The organism is Sandaracinaceae bacterium (assembly GCA_020633055.1).
Lineage (GTDB): Bacteria > Myxococcota_A > Polyangia > Polyangiales > Houyiibacteriaceae > JADJJE01.
The window spans coordinates 764,922-783,211 of the sequence record JACKEJ010000008.1 but is presented as its reverse complement, the minus strand read 5'-3'; the positions used below and the strand labels follow the sequence as shown (position 1 = coordinate 783,211).

17 protein-coding genes are annotated in these 18,290 nt (G+C 71.9%); 5 read left to right on the top strand and 12 right to left on the bottom strand.

Annotated features, from left to right (window positions below):
- Nucleotides 1–147: 147 nt before the first annotated feature.
- Nucleotides 148–468, bottom strand: coding sequence for a type I-E CRISPR-associated endoribonuclease Cas2 (cas2e, locus tag H6726_20075; GenBank protein ID MCB9659958.1), 321 nt, complete (start codon nucleotides 466–468; stop codon nucleotides 148–150).
- Nucleotides 431–1,324, bottom strand: a complete 894-nt coding sequence (gene cas1e / locus H6726_20070) for a type I-E CRISPR-associated endonuclease Cas1 (protein ID MCB9659957.1) — start codon at nucleotides 1,322–1,324, stop codon at nucleotides 431–433. Before cas1e ends, cas2e begins: the two co-directional genes overlap by 38 nt.
- A 285-nt stretch (nucleotides 1,325–1,609) precedes the next feature.
- Here cas1e and H6726_20065 point away from each other — a divergent pair, with 285 nt between their 5' ends.
- The 5 genes from H6726_20065 (at nucleotide 1,610) to H6726_20045 (ending at nucleotide 6,311) form a co-directional block, all read left to right on the top strand.
- Nucleotides 1,610–1,744, top strand: a complete 135-nt coding sequence (locus tag H6726_20065) for an AbrB/MazE/SpoVT family DNA-binding domain-containing protein (GenBank protein ID MCB9659956.1) — start codon at nucleotides 1,610–1,612, stop codon at nucleotides 1,742–1,744.
- A gap of 59 nt (nucleotides 1,745–1,803) precedes the next feature.
- Nucleotides 1,804–4,368 carry a DEAD/DEAH box helicase gene (locus tag H6726_20060; protein MCB9659955.1) on the top strand — a complete coding sequence of 855 codons (2,565 nt, stop codon included), beginning with the start codon at nucleotides 1,804–1,806 and terminating at the stop codon, nucleotides 4,366–4,368.
- A gap of 121 nt (nucleotides 4,369–4,489) precedes the next feature.
- Nucleotides 4,490–4,930: a hypothetical protein gene (locus H6726_20055; GenBank protein MCB9659954.1), complete on the top strand. Its 441-nt coding sequence runs from the start codon at nucleotides 4,490–4,492 to the stop codon at nucleotides 4,928–4,930.
- 18 nt (nucleotides 4,931–4,948) lie between these two features.
- Complete coding sequence (locus tag H6726_20050; protein ID MCB9659953.1) at nucleotides 4,949–5,443, top strand: hypothetical protein; 495 nt, start codon at nucleotides 4,949–4,951, stop codon at nucleotides 5,441–5,443.
- Between the two features lie 139 nt (nucleotides 5,444–5,582).
- Nucleotides 5,583–6,311 carry a hypothetical protein gene (locus H6726_20045; GenBank protein MCB9659952.1) on the top strand — a complete coding sequence of 243 codons (729 nt, stop codon included), beginning with the start codon at nucleotides 5,583–5,585 and terminating at the stop codon, nucleotides 6,309–6,311.
- Nucleotides 6,312–6,322: 11 nt separating this feature from the next.
- Here H6726_20045 and H6726_20040 read toward each other — a convergent pair whose 3' ends face one another.
- From H6726_20040 to H6726_19995, 10 genes are all read right to left on the bottom strand, one after another.
- Nucleotides 6,323–7,378: an Rpn family recombination-promoting nuclease/putative transposase gene (locus H6726_20040; GenBank protein MCB9659951.1), complete on the bottom strand. Its 1,056-nt coding sequence runs from the start codon at nucleotides 7,376–7,378 to the stop codon at nucleotides 6,323–6,325.
- Nucleotides 7,379–7,533: 155 nt separating this feature from the next.
- Nucleotides 7,534–8,688, bottom strand: a complete 1,155-nt coding sequence (locus H6726_20035; GenBank protein MCB9659950.1) for a hypothetical protein — start codon at nucleotides 8,686–8,688, stop codon at nucleotides 7,534–7,536.
- Nucleotides 8,688–9,563, bottom strand: a complete 876-nt coding sequence (locus H6726_20030; GenBank protein ID MCB9659949.1) for a hypothetical protein — start codon at nucleotides 9,561–9,563, stop codon at nucleotides 8,688–8,690. Before H6726_20030 ends, H6726_20035 begins: the two co-directional genes overlap by 1 nt.
- Complete coding sequence (locus H6726_20025) at nucleotides 9,560–10,483, bottom strand: hypothetical protein (GenBank protein ID MCB9659948.1); 924 nt, start codon at nucleotides 10,481–10,483, stop codon at nucleotides 9,560–9,562. Before H6726_20025 ends, H6726_20030 begins: the two co-directional genes overlap by 4 nt.
- A gap of 26 nt (nucleotides 10,484–10,509) precedes the next feature.
- The gene (locus H6726_20020; GenBank protein ID MCB9659947.1) at nucleotides 10,510–11,757 is read right to left on the bottom strand and encodes a hypothetical protein; all 1,248 of its coding nucleotides are present in this window, start codon (nucleotides 11,755–11,757) and stop codon (nucleotides 10,510–10,512) included.
- Between the two features lie 90 nt (nucleotides 11,758–11,847).
- Complete coding sequence (locus H6726_20015; protein ID MCB9659946.1) at nucleotides 11,848–14,202, bottom strand: hypothetical protein; 2,355 nt, start codon at nucleotides 14,200–14,202, stop codon at nucleotides 11,848–11,850.
- Nucleotides 14,203–14,469: 267 nt separating this feature from the next.
- Nucleotides 14,470–15,735 (bottom strand): hypothetical protein, encoded by a 1,266-nt coding sequence (locus H6726_20010; protein MCB9659945.1) that lies wholly within the window; start codon nucleotides 15,733–15,735, stop codon nucleotides 14,470–14,472.
- Nucleotides 15,732–16,619, bottom strand: a complete 888-nt coding sequence (locus tag H6726_20005; GenBank protein ID MCB9659944.1) for a hypothetical protein — start codon at nucleotides 16,617–16,619, stop codon at nucleotides 15,732–15,734. Before H6726_20005 ends, H6726_20010 begins: the two co-directional genes overlap by 4 nt.
- Nucleotides 16,616–17,176 carry a sigma-70 family RNA polymerase sigma factor gene (locus H6726_20000; protein MCB9659943.1) on the bottom strand — a complete coding sequence of 187 codons (561 nt, stop codon included), beginning with the start codon at nucleotides 17,174–17,176 and terminating at the stop codon, nucleotides 16,616–16,618. Before H6726_20000 ends, H6726_20005 begins: the two co-directional genes overlap by 4 nt.
- A gap of 15 nt (nucleotides 17,177–17,191) precedes the next feature.
- A complete protein-coding gene (locus H6726_19995) occupies nucleotides 17,192–18,160 on the bottom strand; it encodes a hypothetical protein (GenBank protein MCB9659942.1) in 969 nt (322 codons plus the stop codon).
- Between the last annotated feature and the right edge of the window lie 130 nt (nucleotides 18,161–18,290).

Here is an 18,290-nt window from a genome sequence, read left to right as displayed (position 1 = left end):
GGCCCATCCCCGCGTGGGCGGGGCAGCCGAAGCGTGGCTCGAGCGCGATGTCGTCGATACGGGCCCATCCCCGCGTGGGCGGGGCAGCCTCTATGAGCTGTTGTTCACACCTCCTCTAAAACAAGTCGTATTCGGTTGTCAACGCCCTCAGAAGGGCACGTCCGACCCGGATGAATGTCGGTGGCGTGTCAGGAACACACCGTCGTGGTCGTAGAGTTCGGTCGTCGGGGTACCCAGGCAAAGGAACGCCTGCCCGCCTGGAAGGGAGCCGTCAGGCCAGGTGACAACATAGCCCTCAGAGGAGCCCAGGCGGTACCACGACTCCAGCACATGCACGACGCGCTCGCGCACGGCCTTGGACATGCGTGGACTGGTGTAGACGCCCGGCGCGACTTCGCACATGCACGACGCCAAGAAGCCACGCGTTCGCTCAGGGGCGTTCCTGGTCACGATCAGGGTCATCGGCATCGAGCAGCTCCTTGATGCGGGCAATCATCGTGGGGACCAGCTGCGCGCGGCGAATCTCTCGCGCGGCCAGCTTTCGAACCGTGCGTTCGAGCAGGTCGTCCGGGCTCTTGTTGACCATCTTCGTGGCCTCGAACGCGACCGGCAGCGTGAACGTGTCGCGGAACAGGTCGGCAATATCGAGCGCGAATGCTTCTCCCGAGTCCTCGTGGATGAACCCCAACTGGGGAATGCAGCCTGTGGCGTTGACGGCTACGTTCGCGGCGGCGTAGCAAGCGACCGCTGCGTGGTTGATTGCTTGGTTCGGACGGTCCGTGAGTTCTGGTTTCTCGCGGTCGTACCGGCGACCTCGCCACGTGACCCCGTATTGTGCTGCCAGCTGCTTGTACATCTCGCGGGCGCGCGCGCCTTCGATGCCGCGGAGCACGGCGATGTCAGCGGAGGGGACGAGCTCCCCCAGGCGCCAGGCGTACATCCGACGCACGACGTCGAGACGCTTGCGGGCGTCGCCCCACAGCTCTGCGTGTCGGCGCGCCCGCTTCGACTGGTCGGGTGGCTTCGGCAACGACGCGTACAGCCTGACGCTGTCCTCGCCAATCGCGAACAGTCCAGTGTGATGGCGGGCCATCAAGCGCAGCGCGTCGTGGGACACGGTCGTTCCCGGACCGAGCAGGACGAACGAGATCGCCTGGAACGGGATGTCATAGCGGCCGGCGGGGACATCATCGAACCCAGCGGTGTCGAACGTGAGCGTGCCCTGCCGAACGGTGAGATTCCCATACGCGAGCCAGACCATGCCGTGGCGATCCGCGTGGGGGATACGCGCCGACTCGAGACCCAGACGTCCTTTGAGGTACATGCAGTCTTCCGAAGAATAGCGGACGTCACTCGACCCGGGAACGCCGAGCGGGTGTTCTTCTCGGGCGCGACTCGTGAAACGACTTCATTCTCCCCGTCGCTCACGAGCGAGGACGCCGTTGAACAGCGCACCGTCCCGCCGTGTTGAGAACGGGGAGACGACCCGCGCCCGCACTGAAGTCCTGGACCCGCTCTTGGCCGACCAGATCGCCGCACCACCACGAGGCTCTTGCTCGCTGCGCGACGTTGCCGACACCCAAGTACGGCACTAGCCCGTCGGAGCCCGATGACCACCGCCACTGTCTCCAGCAAAGGCCAGATCACCATCCCCGCCGAAGTGCGGCGCGCGCCCCAGGTCACCGCCGGGGACCGTGTGGAGTTCGTGGAGGTGGCCCCGGGCATGCGCCTGCTCTCCGCCTAGCCGTTGCAGCGTCGCCGGCCGAAGAGCGCCTGCCACCACCGTGCTAGCCTCCGCGCGCCATGCCCGCGCCCCGCCCCAAGCGTATCGGCGACGCCCTCGCCCATGTCCTCGACGCGCACCTCGACGCCCACTTCGCCAACGCCCCGAGCGGCGTGCGGGACGCGGCGCGCGATGCCATGCAGCGCCGCTGGACCAACATGCTCGCGGACCAGCTCGAGGTGGTGCGCGCGCCTGCGCGGCGCGGGCGCGGGCGCTACCGCGTGGCCGCGAGCGCTGGGGACAGGTCGTACGGTCTGCTCCTCCGTGGCACCGCGCCGCTGGACCTGGTGTGCGAGTGCGCGGACTTTCGCTCTGGCGGCCTCGGGGTGTGCAAGCACGGGCTCACCTTGCTGCGCGACCTCGCGGACGATGCGGACGCGTTCGAACGCCTCGCGCGCGCACCACACCGCGCGCCTCCGGTGCGCTGGTCTCCCGTCTGGTCCGCGACCGAGCCCAGCGACTGGGTGCGCGGCGTCGCGCTCGCGCCGGACGCAGCCGTGGGGGCTCGGCTGCGGGGGCTCGGCGCGGGTCCGGACGGCACCCTGCGCGTCGACCCGTCGCGGCAGACCTCGCAGGCCCGCAGCGCCCTCGTTGCGCACGTCGCCGCGCTGAACGTAGGGCGCGCGGCTGACCCGGCGCTCGCCGCGTGGCTGGGCTTCGAGGCCGAAGAGCAGGCGCGCGCGGCCTCGCTGGACACCGCCCGCCGCGGCAGGGCACGGGCCCTCCGTCGCTTCGGCGCAACCCTGCGTCCGTATCAGCGGCGCACCGTGGAGCGCTTCCTCGCGCGCGGGCGCCTGCTGCTCGCCGACGACATGGGGCTCGGCAAGACCGTCCAGGCAGCGGCCATCGCCCACGTCTTGCTGGCCTCGGGGGCCGCCGAGCGTGTGCTGGTCATCGCACCCGCCAGCCTCAAGGCGCAGTGGTGTGCGGAGTGGGCGCGCTTCGTGCCCAGCGAGTCCGGCGACGTCGCCCCGGTGGTTGGGGGTGCCAAGCAGCGCCACGCGCTCTACGGCGATACGGCGCGTGGGGTGTTGGTAGCCAACTACGAGCAGGTCCACCTCGACCTCGACGCCATCGCGCGCTTCGCCCCGCAGCTCGTCATCCTCGACGAAGGGCAGCGCATCAAGAACTGGCCCACGCGCACCGCCCAGGCCGTCAAGCGCATCCACAGCTCCTTCCGCCTGGTGCTGACCGGCACCCCCATCGAGAACCGGCTGGACGAGCTGATGTCCATCCTGGACTGGCTCGACCCCTACGCCATCGCGCCCAAGTGGCGGCTGCCGGCCGAGCACATGGGCACGGACGAGGGCGCCGACGGGATGCGCCACCTGGTGGCCCTGCGCGCCCGTCTCGCGCCCATCTGCTTGCGGCGCACGCGCGCCGAGGTGCTGGGCGAGCTGCCCGAGCGCGAGGATCGCATCCACGCGGTGGGCGTCACCGAACGGCAGCAGACCGCGCACGACGAGGTCACGCCGGAGATCGCCAAGCTCCTCGCGCGCAGCGAGAAGCGGCCCCTCACGCAGCGCGAGTTCCTGCGCCTGATGATGCTCTTCACGATCCAGCGCACCGTCGCCAACGGCCTCGGCCTGCACGAGTTCGAGCAGGTGTTCCCGGAGATTCGGCTGCGGCACCCCTCGGAGTCCGTGCTGTCGTCCTTGCACGCGCCCAAGCTGAGCTACCTGCGTGACCTGATCGTCCGCATCGCGCTCGAGAGCGGCCAGCGCGTGGTGGTGTTCTCGCAGTGGCGCCGCTTCCTCGAGCTGGCGCACTGGGCCACCGCACCGGCGCTCGAGGCGGCCGGCGTGCGCGCGTTGTTCTTCAGCGGCAACGAGTCGCAGCTGCAGCGGGCGCGCAACGTGCAGCGCTTTCACGACGACCCGGACACGCGGGTGCTGTGGTGCACCGACGCGGGCGGCGTGGGGCTCAACCTGCAGCACGCCGCACACGTGTGCGTGCACGCCGAGCTCCCGTGGAACCCCGCAGTGTTCGAGCAGCGCGTGGCCCGCATCCACCGCATGGGGCAGCCCGAGCGCGTGACCGTGCACACGCTCTACACGCCCACCACCATCGAGGGCCGCATCGCCGAGTCGCTGCGCACCAAGCGGCAGCTGTTCGCGGGGGTGTTCGACGGGGACACGGACACGCTAGTGTTCGACGAGCGCGGCGGCACGCTGGGGGCGCTGCGCGCTATCTACGACGACGAGGTGGCCCTCGCGCTCCGTGGCAGCAGCCGTGACGAGGTGGGCGACGACACGGACGACGCCACGGCTGACGCGCTGGAAGACGTGCCCGTGGAAGCGCGCGAGGACGAGCGCGGCGCCGCGCGGCCCGTCGGGGACCAGCCCAACGGGACGACCGCCGCGAGCCACTCGGCGACCACGGGCGCGACGGCTAGCCTCAGCGCGCTCGCGCTTTCCGACATGGGGGCGCTGCTGAGCTCGCTCAGCGTCACCACGCGCGCCGACGGAGGTCTTCGCATCGAGGCCCCGCCCGAAACCGCTGGCGCGCTCGCCGCGCTCTTCCGGGGCATGGCATCCGCGCTCGAAGCGACCGCCATGCAGGAGCAGAAGGGACCAAACCGATGAAGCCGAGCCCCGACCAGCCGTCTCGGGGTGGAGCTGGACGCGCTGCGCGACGAGGCTCCGGGGGCCCCCGTGGCATGGCGCTACAGGGAGGGTGTATCCTCCCGCGCACCAAGGAGGCTTCATGCATCAGGTTCTGCGTCTCTCTCTCGCCCTCTCTCTGCTCACCCTCGGGGCTTGCGGCCCCCGCACCACCGGGCCGCACGTGCGCTTCGCTCAGGCGTCGGCGGCCGATCTCCACGCCGCGCAGCAGTCGGGCCAGGTGGTCTGGTACGACTTCGAGCCGGGCGACGACGTGCCGATCGTGCTCGGGGTGATTGGCATGGCGGAGGCCGTCTCGCAGCCGCCCGCGCGGCTGGTGGCGCGGCGTCACTTCTCCATCGTGTTGTTCCCCGACGGCCGCACGTTCTTCAGCTTCGACGGGCGGCACCTGGTCGACCCCACGCACCTGGCGCGCTGGACCATCGGGCTCGAGCCGAACGACGACACGGGCTCGGGTGTGGCCGTGCTGCTGATGTTCATCGGGCAGGCGCAAGACATGCCCAGCGACGCGCCGCGGCGCTAGCGCGGCAGCCTCGGAGCCATGACGCGTCCATCCACCGCCTGGCTCCGCAACGGAGCCCTGCTCGGGCTGCCGCCGCTGGCCATCAGCTTCGGGCTGTGGGGATCCCTCCCCGCGGCCTACGCGCCCGAGGCGTTCGGGCGCGGCATCCCCACGTGGCTGGCCCTCGCCGAGAACGTCGCGCGCGTCCTCGTGTTCGCCGTCCCCGCGGCGCTTGTCGTGGACGCACCCTCGCGTGGCGCGCGCCTCGGGTGGGCGGTCTATGCCGCTGGCGTGCTGCTCTACGCGGCCAGCTACGTGGTGCTCGCGGCCTGGCCGGGCTCCGCCTATGCGCACAGCGCGGTGGGGTTCTCGGCGCCCGCGTGGACCACCGCCGTGTGGTTCCTCGGCATCGCGCTCTTGTGCCGCGAGTCGTGGCTGCGGCGCGGCTGGCGCTGGTGGTTCTACCTGCCGCTGGTCGCGGCCTTCCTCGCGCTGCACGTCACCCACACGCTGTTGGTGTGGGGTCGCAGCTGACGTCGCTTCTTCGCCTGACGGTCGCGCCGCCGCTCGGGCGCGATGGGCGGCTCACGCGACGTCCCACGCGACGACCTCGACCGCGCACGATCCGCGGACCGCAGTCGATCTCCGCCACAGCGCCTGGCACACTCGCAGCATGTTCGTTGTGACGCGTGGCTCGGCGCAGGCGCGCTCGATGCTCCTGGTGTCTCTGGCCGTGGCCCTGACTGGGGTCGGTTGCCGGTCGCGCGGCGCCCCCGCGGACGATGAAGCGGGCCATGGGGGCGAGACCGTGGACGCGCCCCACGATGACGATCGGGGCCAGGGCGACGCGGCGGAGCCCCCCTCGCCGGCGGACCCGGCCACGACCGGAGAGCCCGCCACCGTCGCGGGAGACCAGCCGGGCACCGATGACGCGGCCGCTGCCACCCACGAGCCCGGTGCGGCGGTGGGCACGGATGACCCGACCCTTGCGACCGGCGAGCCCGACGCGGCGGCGCGCACGGCCGGCGCGGGCTCCACCCCCGAGGGCGATGCGCCCCGGCGCGCGGTCCTGCCTGCCTCCAGCGCGGCGCTGGACCCAGCGGTCGTCGCCGCCATCCGGCGCGTCTTGGCGCCCATCCGCGGGTGCTATCAGCGGGAGCTCGCTCGCAACCCGGCCTTTCAGGGGGGGGACCCGCCCCCTACGGTGCGCCCCATCGAAGGGCGTGATGGCACCGTGCGCATGACGCTCGTGGGCACGTCGGGCTCGGCGCGCGTCGACCGGTGCCTGCGCAACGCCGCTCGCCGCATGTCGTTCACACGCGACGACAGGCCCGCGCACGTGCAGTACCCGTTCCTCTTCACGCCAGACGGTGAGTCACGGGATCTGCCCGCGGACGGCTGACGCTTCCGGGTTCAGTGCGCCACGAACACGTCGAGGGCGCTTGCCGCGACCACGACGCGGGTGAGGGCGTACTCGAGGTCTTGCAAGGAGGCGGAGCCCACGCGGGCCTCGACCGATGGTTCGAGAGACCCGAAGCGCTGTTCGAGCAAGGTGCGCAACGTGCGTCGCATGGCGTCGGCACCCTCTTGTCGGCCCTCTTGTCGGCCCTCTTGTCGGCCCTCTTGTCGACCTTTCTCGAGGCCCTTCTCGAGGCCTTCTTGCCGTAGCTGATCTGCGATGGTTGCCAAGGGAGCCTCCGCGGCGGCGATGTGGCGAATGATGATGGTGCGAACGACCTCGAAGGACTGCTCGGTCGTAATGACGGAAATGTAGCGCAGGAATACGACGGCGACATCGGGGGCCTCGGTGAAGACCGCCTGCAGGACGTCCTTCCAGACAGGGATGTGGGCGAGGAGCGCCTCGACCTGCCGTCCGTCGCGCAGGAGCCAGACGGCGACCTTGGGGACGGGAGCCATGGGGCGCGCGAGGAGCTCGGTGTTGTCGGCGCGGGCGAGGTCGTCGACGAGGAGGGTGACGTCGGGGATGTAAGGCCTGAGGACGGGGAAGGCGTCGAGCCCCTCGATCATGTCGTGCAGTGAGCGCGGGGCGTTCCAGCCGCGGGGCCCGTGGTGGACGACGAGGGTGATGACGGGCGGGAGGGTCTTGCGGCGAGGCTCGGCGCGGAGAAGCTCGCGCCAGAAGCCGAGGGTGTACCCGTGGACGCGCAGGGGCATGCGGAGGTCGGGCGTGCTCTGGTGCTCCAGCTGGATGTGGAGCTGCACGTGGATGTAGGCGTACTCGACGGGGCCACCAGGTTCTGCGGGTGGAGGGGCCCGTAGGGGCGCACGGAAGAGCAGGTCGGCGAAGCGCGCGTCCATGTGGTCGCCGACCGATGCGCCGGAGAGCAGCTCGAGCTTTTCGAGGTCGAGGGCCTCGACGAGCTGCGGCGGAAGCACGCTCCGGAGCTCGTCGGCGGCGTGCGCGGGGACGGCGAAGACGTGCTTGAAGAGGGCGTCGTGATCACCCACAAGAGTGCTCGCGCGGGTGTCGTTGCGTGAGGAGGGATGTGGTGCGGCGTTGCTTCATGGGGATGGCGTGGCGCGCGATACGCCGACGTGCCCTTGTCGCCTCGTCTCCAAGTGAGTTGCGTGGCGCGCGCCACTTCGTGCTCTGGCCGCGACGCTCAGCCTCCGCCGCAGCCTCCGCAGTCCCACACGCCGTCGCCCGCGCAGTACTGGCACAGCGGCAGGTCCAGGTAGTCGCAGCTCAGGCGGCAGCTGCCGCCGACACAGCGCGACGAACCGCAGTTGCCCGTGCCACACGCCGTCCCGTTCGTGACGGGCGCGCAGCTGCCGCCGCCGTTGCACAGCCCCGTGTTGCACGACGCGCTGCTGCCCGAGCAGAAGTTGTTGGGGTCGGTGCCCGCGGGCACGGTGCGGCAGCCGCCCGAGCCGTTGCAGGTGCCGTCGTTGCTGCAGCCACTCGGATTGCACGCGTTGTTGGGGTCGGTGCCCGCTGCCACTGCCCTGCACGCTCCGCTCCCGTTGCAGGTGCCGTCGTTGGTGCAGCCGCTGGGGTTGCACGCGTTGTGCGGGTCGGTGCCCGCGCCGAGGTTGGCGCAGGTCCCCAGGCTGCCGCTCAGGTTGCAGGCCTGGCACCCGCCGCAGGTCGACACGTTGCAGCAGTAGCCGTCCGCGCAGCCGACGTTGCCCACGCACATGGTGTTGCGCGTGCACGCGTTCGCCGCGCCGGGCGCCAGGTCGGCCACGCAGTTGCCTGCCAGCGAGCAGTGGCCCTCCGGCTTGCACGCGTTCAGCTCGTTGGCGCTCGTGCACGTCGCGAAGCACTCGCGGGCCCCGGTGTCGCAGCGGTACTGGCCCGCGCACTCGCTGTCCGTGTCGCAGCAGTCTTCGCCCTGCGTGCAGCAGATGCCGTCGGGGTCGCAGTAGCCCGACAGGCACTGGTCCGAGCCGCTGCAGTCCTCCGCGTTGGGTTGACGCGGCTCGCAGGTGCCGAGCTGCGAGCAGAACTCGAGCCCACCGCACTGCGCGTTGCTCTGACACTCCGGTGCTCCCTGGTCGCCTTGGTCGCTGCCCTGGTCTTGGTCGCTGCCTTGGTCCTGTTCGCCCTGGTCCTGTCCGCCTGCGTCGTCTCCCGCGTCGCCGCCCGCGTCCGGCAGCACGCTGCCATCGTGGCCCGCGTCGCGCCCGCCGTCCGGCATCTGGGCGTCGGTGCCGACGCTGAAGTCGTCGAAGTTGGCGCAGGCGGGGGTGATCACGGCCGCGAGCATCAAGAGGAGCCACGCACGGAGCGTGGGGAGGGTGGGTCGTCGGTTCATCAGAAGCTCCCCGTGAGAGACAGGTGCGCGCCGTGGCGCGATACGTCGAACGCGGCGCTGGTGCGTGGCGCCGTGCGCGCCTCCGACGGGCTGGCTTCGTCTCCGTCGCCCTCGGCGCGGCGCGCGTCATCGGCGTGGCGACGACTCGAGAGCAACGCCAGCGTGGCGCCGAGGGCGACGCTCACCCCGGCCCCCACGCCCAAGGCCCCCGCGGCACGCGACAGCCGTGGCCCGCGCGCGATGTCGTCCGCGCGATCGGGCGGACACTGGTCTCCGTTGGGCCCACAGGCGCCGCGCAGGTCCCGGGCGAGCGCGTGGGCCCGCAAGCCGAGGACCAGCGCGCCGACGCCCATGGCGACACCCACGCCAGCCACGCCGATGCCCGCGTGGAGCAGGCCACGGCGGCCGCTCTCGTCCTCGAGCCGGGCGGTCCCTTCGTCGAGCCCGTCCTCTCCGTCTCGGTCGTCGGAGTCGGGCCCCTCGACGTCGGGCTCCGTGGCGCTCGCCTGCTGTGCGGCGTAGCGTGCTCGCAGCCCCTCCAGGCGATCGGGCGAGGTCATGTAGCCCCCGATGCGCTCGCCCTCGGCGGTGGCTGCGAAGTACGCCTCGAGCCGCTCGATGGCCAGCCCGAGGTTGCCAGCGCGCTCGTACGCGAGCGACGCGTTGGCCAGCAGCATGGCCCGCTGCGAGAGCCGGTAGGCCTCGTCGAACTCCGCGGCCGACTCGGCGAAGCGTCCGTCGTCGAAGTACGACGTGCCGGCGTGGAAGTGCGTTTGTGCGCGCTCGTCGTCGGATGGCCCGGGCTGGGCCAGGGTGCGGGTGGCCCAAGCGAGCGAGAGGAATAGAAGCCAGGTAGCGAGAGAGAAGCGGGTCATGGGTAGCGCTCCGGGAGCTCGATGTTGGTGGTCAGGCGCACCTCGGGCCCTGGGGGCGAGACGCGGCCAAAGGCGTCGATGGCGAGCGGGCGTCCGCGCAGGCCGGCGCGCGGGGGCTGCCGCTCGAACGCGGGCGCGAGGCATGGTCCGCCGGTGCTGCCCTCCGTGCCTGCCCAGGCGGGCGGCTCGTGCCCGTAGCGGTCCAGCACGACGAACGGTTCTCTGCGGCCTGGGTCCAGCGCCACCGCTACGGTGTGCGGAGGCAGGGGCTCCGCGAACGTGAGCGAGGTGCGGAAGCGCGTGATGTCCCGCCCGCGCTCACCGTGCTCGAAGGTCTCCACGCGCGGCGCGGCGTGCGCGGGGCCCAGCTCGCCACGCACCTGCACCGTCAGCGCGTCGCTTCCGAACCCCTCGAGGTCGTACGTGCCGGGTTCGAGGCGTCGCGCCGGGGCCGCGCGGGTGAAGCCGCCCCCGAGCCGTTCCAGCGTCAACGGGACGCGCACGGAAGCGCCCACGAGCACCAGCCGTAGCCTGTCCGGGCGCACGTCGTCGAGCGCGTGAGCGTAGACGGCGGGCAGCGTCCCCGTGACCGACCCGTCGCGGCGACGTGTGTCGAGCAGCAGCGCGCCATCCGTCGGCAGCGCGTCGAGCGGGGTGTGGATCTGCGTCATGTAGACCGCGTCTGGGCACACCACGCCCGGCCTCGTCGACTGCGCGTGCGTGTCCGTGTGCGGACCGCACGCCAGCAGGGCGCCGAGCGCGACCCACCCTGTCACCCAGCGCAGCCCGGTGCGTACTGCAGGGCTCGCCCCGCCGCGTGAGGTCGTCCGAGGGGTGGGCGCGCCGCGCGCCGCGCCGACGCGGGCGGCGTCGTGTCGGGCGGGCTTTGGGGAGGGGCTGTGCTGGGGGGATGCGGTCACGTGCTCTCCAGGGGATCAGGTGACGCTCAGCGCCGCCGTCCGCGGCCTCCGCCACCGCGCGCTGCCGGCGTAGCGCGCGGCATCGTCAGGGCGAGGTTGGTGGCGCGCGTGGGCAGCGGGCTCAACGTCGGCGCCGTGGCCCCCGTCAGGGCACGTCCCGCGACGGCGCCGCGCACCAGCGTCGGGTCGAAGGCCACGGGCATCGCCGCGGGGTTCAGGCCAAGGGACAGCATCGCGCTGTTGCGCCCAGCGGGCAGCTGGGCCTCCAGCGCATGGTGCTGGATGTATCCGTTGAGCACCTCGAAGCGGAACTCACGCGCCACCACCCGCGCGCCGGCCGAGCCAGAGCGCAGCTCGCACGACCACGTGCCGTCCATCGAGCTGCCCGCCGAGGGCCGCACGTTCGAGCCCTGCACGGCGATGGGCATGGAGCGCGTGTCGAAGCTGTAGAAGCGCGTGATCAGCGTCTCGAGGCCGTCCTCGTGAACCGTTCCGTCCAACCACACGCGGTTGCGCACGTTCTGCTCGAACTGGCTCCACAGCGACCCGGCGTACACGCGCCACTCGCCCTCGCCGACGCGACAGCGGAACGACATGTCACTCAGCTGATCTCCCGCGCCCGCCGAGTCCACGTAGGAGAAGCGCAGCTGGTCGGCGATGTACTGACGCACGAAGCCCGCGCCGAAGAACGAGTCCAGGCGTAGACCGCGGTGCTCGATGTGGATGGGGCGGTCACCGTCGTTGCGGTCCCACCACCACGACGCGAACACCGGAAACTCGCCGCGGTACACCTCGGTGCGCGCGTCGGTCGCTTCGTTGACGGTGGCGATGACCACGGTCACGGGCGCGTTCGTGCGGATCGACGCGGTGGCGACGTTGGCGGTCGAGCACTCGCGCAGGAACCGCGTGCCCTCTTGCTCTTCGCCCGAGTACACGACGGAACCCGCGTCACACGTGCCCGTCGCCAGCACGGTGGTCCCCTGCTCGAGGCTCAGCAGGTAGGGCCCACGAACGTTGCTGTCCAGGTACGCGTTCACGATCAGCCGTGCCTGCCCCAGCGCCTCGTCCCCGTCGTGGTTGGTGGAGTTCTCGAGCCGCAGCCCCATGCCGAGCCCGAAGTTCACGGAGCCCTGCGCGCTCGCGCGGCTCGCCGCCCCTCCGAGCGTGAGCAGCGCGAGCCCGAGCAGGGCGGGGTGTAGCCACGCGGCCTGCGACGAGGTGGTGTTCGAGGCGCAACGGCCATGCGGATGACAGACGACGGATGTGTGGTTCACGTGCGGTTCCTTCGCTAGCCAGCCGAACGGGCTGGCGTCATTGCGAAGTAGGTGGCCGAACGTCCGCGTGTTCGTGCCGCCCGTCCGAATTTATTTGCGCCCCCTCCGACGCGTCGCGCCGAGCAGCGTCAACGCCACGAGCCAGGCCGCGTCACCTGGGTGGCGGCTCGCGATCGCGCAGCCGCAGCCACCACCGTGGTCATCGCCCCCGGGACCGCCGACGCCTCCGTCGGTGAGCGGCGGCGGAGGCGGGGGTGGCGGCGTACCTCGCGGTGGTTGGTCCGAGTCCTCGGTGACGGCGCAGTCGCCGTCTGCGGCGAACACGAGGGGGGGCGACGCGAAGCCCTCGGCGTTGGGCGTCAGGGTGAACGTGCACGTGTCGCCCGCCAGCGATCCCACCACGCGCACCCGCGCGCCCACCGGTGGGTTCAGGACCACGTGTGTGCTCGGGGTGGAGGGCGCGACGTAGGTCGGCACGACGGCGCCGTCCGTGGTCAGCGCCACGACGTAGGGGCGCGTGTCCCGTGCGATCTGCAGGACCCGCAGCGCCCCGTCCGACGTGGTGTCGATCGCGGCTGGCGTGCCCTCCGTGGGGTCGGCGTCGAGCGCGTGCACCACGAAGGGCTGCGGACCCGCGACCGAAACGCGCAGCTCGGAGCTGGCGAAGCGGCCCGCACGACAGGCGCCTCGGTCGCCGCTGCAGGACTCCACGGGCACGCTCTCGACCGCGGTGGTGCCGTCCCCGAGCACCCTGCGCACGCGCAACGTGGAGCTGCCCTCGGTGGTGGTCGCCGTGCCCCCGTTCTCGCTCCAGGTGTTCAGCGCGCGGAAGCGCAGCAGCAGGGGGTTCGGGTCGGCGGCGTAGGCGGCGGTCGTGTGGATCCGGTCCACCACCAGCGTGGTCGCGCCCGCGTCGCCCGGCAGCATCACGATGTCGCGCACGCTGGCGTCGAGGATGGGCGAGGGGACGTCGCGGAAGCGAAACTGGCCCGTGTAGTCGCAGCGTGTGGCGTGGACGCCCGACGCGGTCGAGCGCGCGAAGAGCAGCCGCGTGGCTTCCTCGGCTGGCACCTGATCGCCCCCCCACCACTCGCCGAACGCGCCCTGGCTGGGTCGGTAGTTGTCGTTGAAGTGCGGCTGCGACATGGTCGGCGCGTTGCCGGTCAGCGTCGAGAGCGAGCCATACGGGCCAGGGTCGACCAACAGGTCGTCGGCGCCGCGCGTGATGACCAGGTTGCCCGCGTTCTGGTGCTGGTGGTCGACGATGCTCCCGCGGCATTGGCTCACCATCCACGTGGCGCTCGCGTCGTGCGCGGTGCGGGCGTAGTAGTTGCCCGCACCCGGGGCGAGGTAGCCCGTGGGCAGCGTGCTCCGGTCGATGGGCGTCGGGCTACCAGGCTGCGCGGACGCGAGCGCCTCGTAGAACAGCATGAAGTCGCGCGCGGCCGGGAGGTCCAGCCGGGCGAGCTCGCCGCGGGCTTCGGCCCGTACCTCGTCGGCCACGAAGCCCGCGATGATGCCGTTCAGCACGAGGGCGCTCGGCGCGAGGTAGGGCGTGTCCTCACCGGTGTCCCCTCCCACGAACCAGCGGTCGTCGGGTGTGAGGCCGTGCACGTAGCGCTGCAACACCTCGGCCAGGTACGTGGGCATGAACGGCAGGGACTCGCCCTGCTCCGCCATGGCGCGCGCCGCGAGCGCGTACGACGCCACGCTGAGGGGCCCGTACTGCCACCCCTCGAGCCAGTCGCCACCTCCCAGGGGGCCCCGTGGGGCGACCCCTTCCGCCATCACTTCGCCCCACATCTCGTCCACGACGTAGTCGTAGAGGGCCGTGCCGCTGCCCGCGTCGGCCGCGTTCATCTCGTCCGCGTGGCCGATCGCGATGAGTGTCAGGGCCAGCAGGTGCCCCGCGTGGTAGTTCGCGCCTGGCTGTGCGCGCTGATAGGTGGTGGGCTGCTGGTGGAAGGCGACCCACTGGGCGAAGCGGGTGCGTGCCTTCTGACGCTCGGCGTTGGACAGCGCGTCGTGCAGCCAGTCGTAGCCGAGCGCGGCGAACACGCCGTGCGTGCGCATGGAGTAGCCGGTGTCTTGTGAGACGATCCCGACCCCGTCGTTGTAGCCTGGGCCCTCGCCGTCGCCGATGGTGCCGAGGTCGTCGAGCAACGCGTTGAGGTAGAGCTTGGCGGCGTCGGTGTGGGCGTCCGACCCCGTGATGGCCCGCGCGACCAGGCAAGCGCTCAAGGCCTCGACCCAGCGGAAGCCCTGGTATTGGCCGTCGGCATAGTCCGAAGGGCGGGCGATGGCGTCGTCACAGCGCGCCACCGAGCGCGCGGCGGCCGAGGAGGGGTCGTTGGCTTGCGCTTGCCAGGTGGCCACGGCCTCCGCGCTCCACAGCGCGCGCGGATGTGGTCCCGTGGGCTGCGCCGACGCGTCGAGCGTGGTCATGAAGGAGATGGCGAACGCGAGGCTGGCGGCCGAGACGAGGGTGCGAGGGCGGGGACGTGTCAGGGGACGCGGACGAGGCTGCATGGCGGGTCACCGGCTTTCGGGGGTTGACCCATGCGTGGCCACGAGCCGCAGGATCCGTGGCGGTGGCGGCGATTTCCTGACTCGTTCGTTGTGTTTCTCGTCGCCCGCACCTCTGTGGGACGCCACCGGCGCGCCGAGCGCGCGGTCCCCGAGGAGAGACGACGTCCAGGCTCCCAGCTGCGCTCAGGGGGTGAGGCACACGGGTCGCGGCGTCGCACCGCCCCCGGAGCCGGCCGTCTGGCCCACCGAGTCGTCGCCGAAGCACACGACCACGTCGTCCGTGGCGCGGATGGCGCAGGTGAAGTCGGGACCCGCCCGAACGACACGATAGGCCACGCCCGGCGTCACTTCGGTCGGGGTGTCGCGGGTCACCGCGTCGTAGCCGAGCTTCCCGTTCTCGCCGCTGCCCCAGCAGAACAGGCGTCCTCCGTCGCGCAGCACACACAGGTGGTCGAAGCCCACGCTCACGCTCTCGTAGTCGTTCAGCGTGCCGACGCGCGTCGGCATCTCGACGAAGCCGGTGACCCCGGTGACCATGGTGGGCTCGTTCGTGCCCCAGCAGTACAGTTGGTTCCCTGTGCTGATGGCGCACCCGAGTCGGCGGCCGGCGCTCACGCTGCGGAACGACACGGCGGCGGGCACGACCGTGAAGACGTCGACGCCAGGGCTCAGCGGGATGCCTAGCTCACCCCCGTCGTTGGCACCCGCGCAGCGCAGCTCACCCCCGGACGTGACACCGCACGCGTGGTGCGTGTTGGCGGACACCTGTGCGAAGCTCACCCCCGAGACGGCCATGATGGTGCGCACCGCCTCGCCCGCGGTCGCCGGGCCGAGCCCGAGCTGACCGTACTCGTTGTCACCCCACGCGAAGAGGTCGCCGTCGCCGTCCGTGGCGTACACGTTGCTGAAGCCGATCACGACGTCTTCGACGTCGCTCGTCACGGCCTGCGGCCGGCTCTGGTTCTGGGAGGTTCCGTCGGCCAGCGCGCCCGAGAAGTTGTTGCCGCAGCAGAGCAGCGCGCCGTCCACTCGCGAGAGGCACGTGTTCAAGCCCCCGACGTACACCTCCCGGTAGGTGTCCACGCCCACGGGCGGACCGGGGAGCGCGCTCTCGGGGGTGTCCCCGTTGCAGAGCTGCCCGGACTGACCGCCGCCCCAGCACCAGACGGCCCCGCCGCGCCGGGCGCACACGTGGTAGGTGCCCACGGCCAAGCTGTCGGCCACCAGGGCCTCCTGGCAGGTCGTGCCGCCGTCCACGCCGTGGTCGTCGCCGCCGTCCTCTCCGCCATCGGTCGCGCCGTCCACGCCGTCGTCGGGGCTCGCGTCCTCTCCGGCATCACTCTCCACGCGCCCCACCACGACCAGCTGGTCGCAGGCGGGGAGCGCGAGGCACGCCGCAGCGAGGCACACGGTCCATCGGATGGTGAGGGTGAAGGGGGTGGTCGTCACGGCTCCACCCGACATGCGCTGCGGATGCGGGGGGCGCTCGGGGACCGCGGGTAACTGGCGAGGAAGCGCTCGGCCTCGCGCTGCCCGGCCTCCATGCGCCCCGCCCGACAGAGCGCGAGCGCGCGACCGGCCAAGGCTTCTACGCGCAGCGCGCCGCTGGGGTGTCGCGCGAGGGCCCGCTCGAACAAGGAGAGCGCTTCGGTCGCGTGGCCCGCACGCAGCTGCGCCGAGCCCGCCGCCACCAGCATGGACTCCTCGGAGAGCGGGTCGCCTGGTGCAGGTTCGGTCGGGGTGGGGTCGGCCACCGCCGGCGGAGCGGGCTCGGATGTGCCGGTGCTTGTGGCCTCCGCGGGTGCGTTGGAGCCCTCGGCGTCACGTGGACGCGGGCGCGGCGCGGGGACGACGGGCACGTCCACCGCAGGCGCGGCGGGCTCCAAGGGCGAGGGGTCCGCAGGCGCGGTCGGTGGCTCCACGACGTCGTTCGCACCTTCTCCGGCGTCCATCGGCCCCGCCTCGGGAGGCGGCATGAGGGGGACGTCCCCGACGCTGGTCGCTGGGCCGCCGAGGTCGTCGGGCGCAGGGTCACCCACCACCAGTACGCCGAGCGTCCCCAAGACGGCTGCGGTGACCAGACCCAGGGCGAGCTTGAGGCCCACCGACATGCCCGTGGGTGCCCCAGCGCTGGTGGTCGGCGTGGGTTCGGGGTTGGGGACCGAGGCCGTTTCGCCTGCGTTCGGGGCGCTCGGTCCAGGGATGGTCGGCGCCGGCACGCCCAGCGCGGCGAACACGGCCAGTCGGCGTGCGTCCAGCTCGTCCCCGGTAGGCTCGTCCAGCCCTGCCTCGAGGTCGAGCAGCGCCCGGGACTCATCGGAGAGCTCGGTCATGCGTCTCCTCCCGTGAGCTGGATGCGTAGCTCCTCGAAGCGCGCTCGGGCGCTCCGCAGCCGGCTGTGCATCGTGTTGGGGTTGAGCTCCAGCAGGGCCGCGACCTCGGGCCCGGGGACCTGCTCCAGCTCGACCAGCACGAAGACCTCGCGCAGCGGGTCTTCCATGGCGTCGAGGATGCGGTGTAGCAGGCGGCGTCCCTGTGCGGCGCGCGCCGCTTGCTCCGGCGAGTGCTGTGGCTCGGGCTGGGGCTCGCGGGCGACGGCCGAGAGACGTCGCGAGCGGCGGGCCTCGGCGCGGCGGTGATCTGCGGCCACGCGCAGGACGATGCCGTAGACCCAGGTGGTGAGCTTCGCGCGCCCCTCGAACTCACCCAGCCGTCGCGCGACCACCAGATAGACGTCCTGAAACGCGTCGTCCACGGCGTCTTCGGAGACGAGGCGGCGCAGGGAGCGCAGGACGAAGGCGGACGTGTCCCGGTACACGGCGTCGAAGCGCAGCGCGTCGAAGTCCGGGGGTGGGCGGCGGGACGGGTCACTCTCTGGGTCAGTGTCCATCAAAGGTGCCGTTCGTTACCGGGGGAAAAATAAAATGCCGCAGGTCGCACCGACACCCACGTCGCGGACGCGGCCGACGGGCCCCAGGCCCTCGACCGCGAATACGGGCCGCGTGATCCGCAGCTCGGCGTCCAGGCTGCACCGCAGGCCAGTGCGCGCGCCGACCGTGAACGTGGGCGAAAGGCGCACGCTGCCGTACGCGCGTACACGCTTCAGGTTCGTGTCCAGCCCGATGCCGTGCGACAGCAACGCGCCCACCTCGAGTCCCGCACAGATGCCCATGCGCGCGGTCTCTCCCACGCGTGGGAGGGCACACAGCACGGGCGCGAGCGTGACGGTGGCGGCTCGCGCGACCCGCTCCCCCGCGTGGCGGACGGGGACGTAGGGTGCGGTGCTCACACGCGCGCCGGCCATCAGCCACGCGTGCCTCGCGAACAGGAACCCAGTCGCCACGTGCGGCACGAGCGGGGTGTCCCCCATGCCCGAGATGACCCCCAGGTCGAGCGTGACCGCCCAGCCAGGCGGCGACGTCTCGCTCGCGTGAGCGGGCTCGACGCGGGTAGCCGGGTCCTGTGACGGGGGTGGTTGCGTGCCTTGGTGCGGCCGAGGGGCCCCCTCGTCGACCACCGCCACCTGCGCGTCCGCGAGCGCGACGCTGACGACGATCAGGGCGGAGCGCGCCACTTCGGCGCACCGCGCCCCATCGACCACACGCTCCCCCGCGTAGCCCTCGCGCGTGACCGTCACGGTGGCCCGGTAGGCATCCCCGGCGGGTTCGATCACGACGCTCACCTGGGTGTCGCGCATGGTCTCGCGCAGGTCGTCCGCGACGACGGCGTCGAGGATGGGCTGCACGTCCGTCAGTGTCGGGCACCCCGGTGGCGCGGTCCAGGTGAACGGCTCGTCGGGCGGCGGCGGGGCGCTGGGCTCGCCGCGCGCGGGCACGGCCCACAGGGTGATCAGCCAGAGGGCGCTAGGACACAACGCCCAGAGCGGACGCCGGACCCGGTCCCACCGTTGTCCGCCGCGAACCCCTGCGACTGACCGTTGTTGCATGAGCTGCGGACGATACTCGGCGCCCGCGGGGGCGTCCACCGGAGCAGGCGGCGCGCAC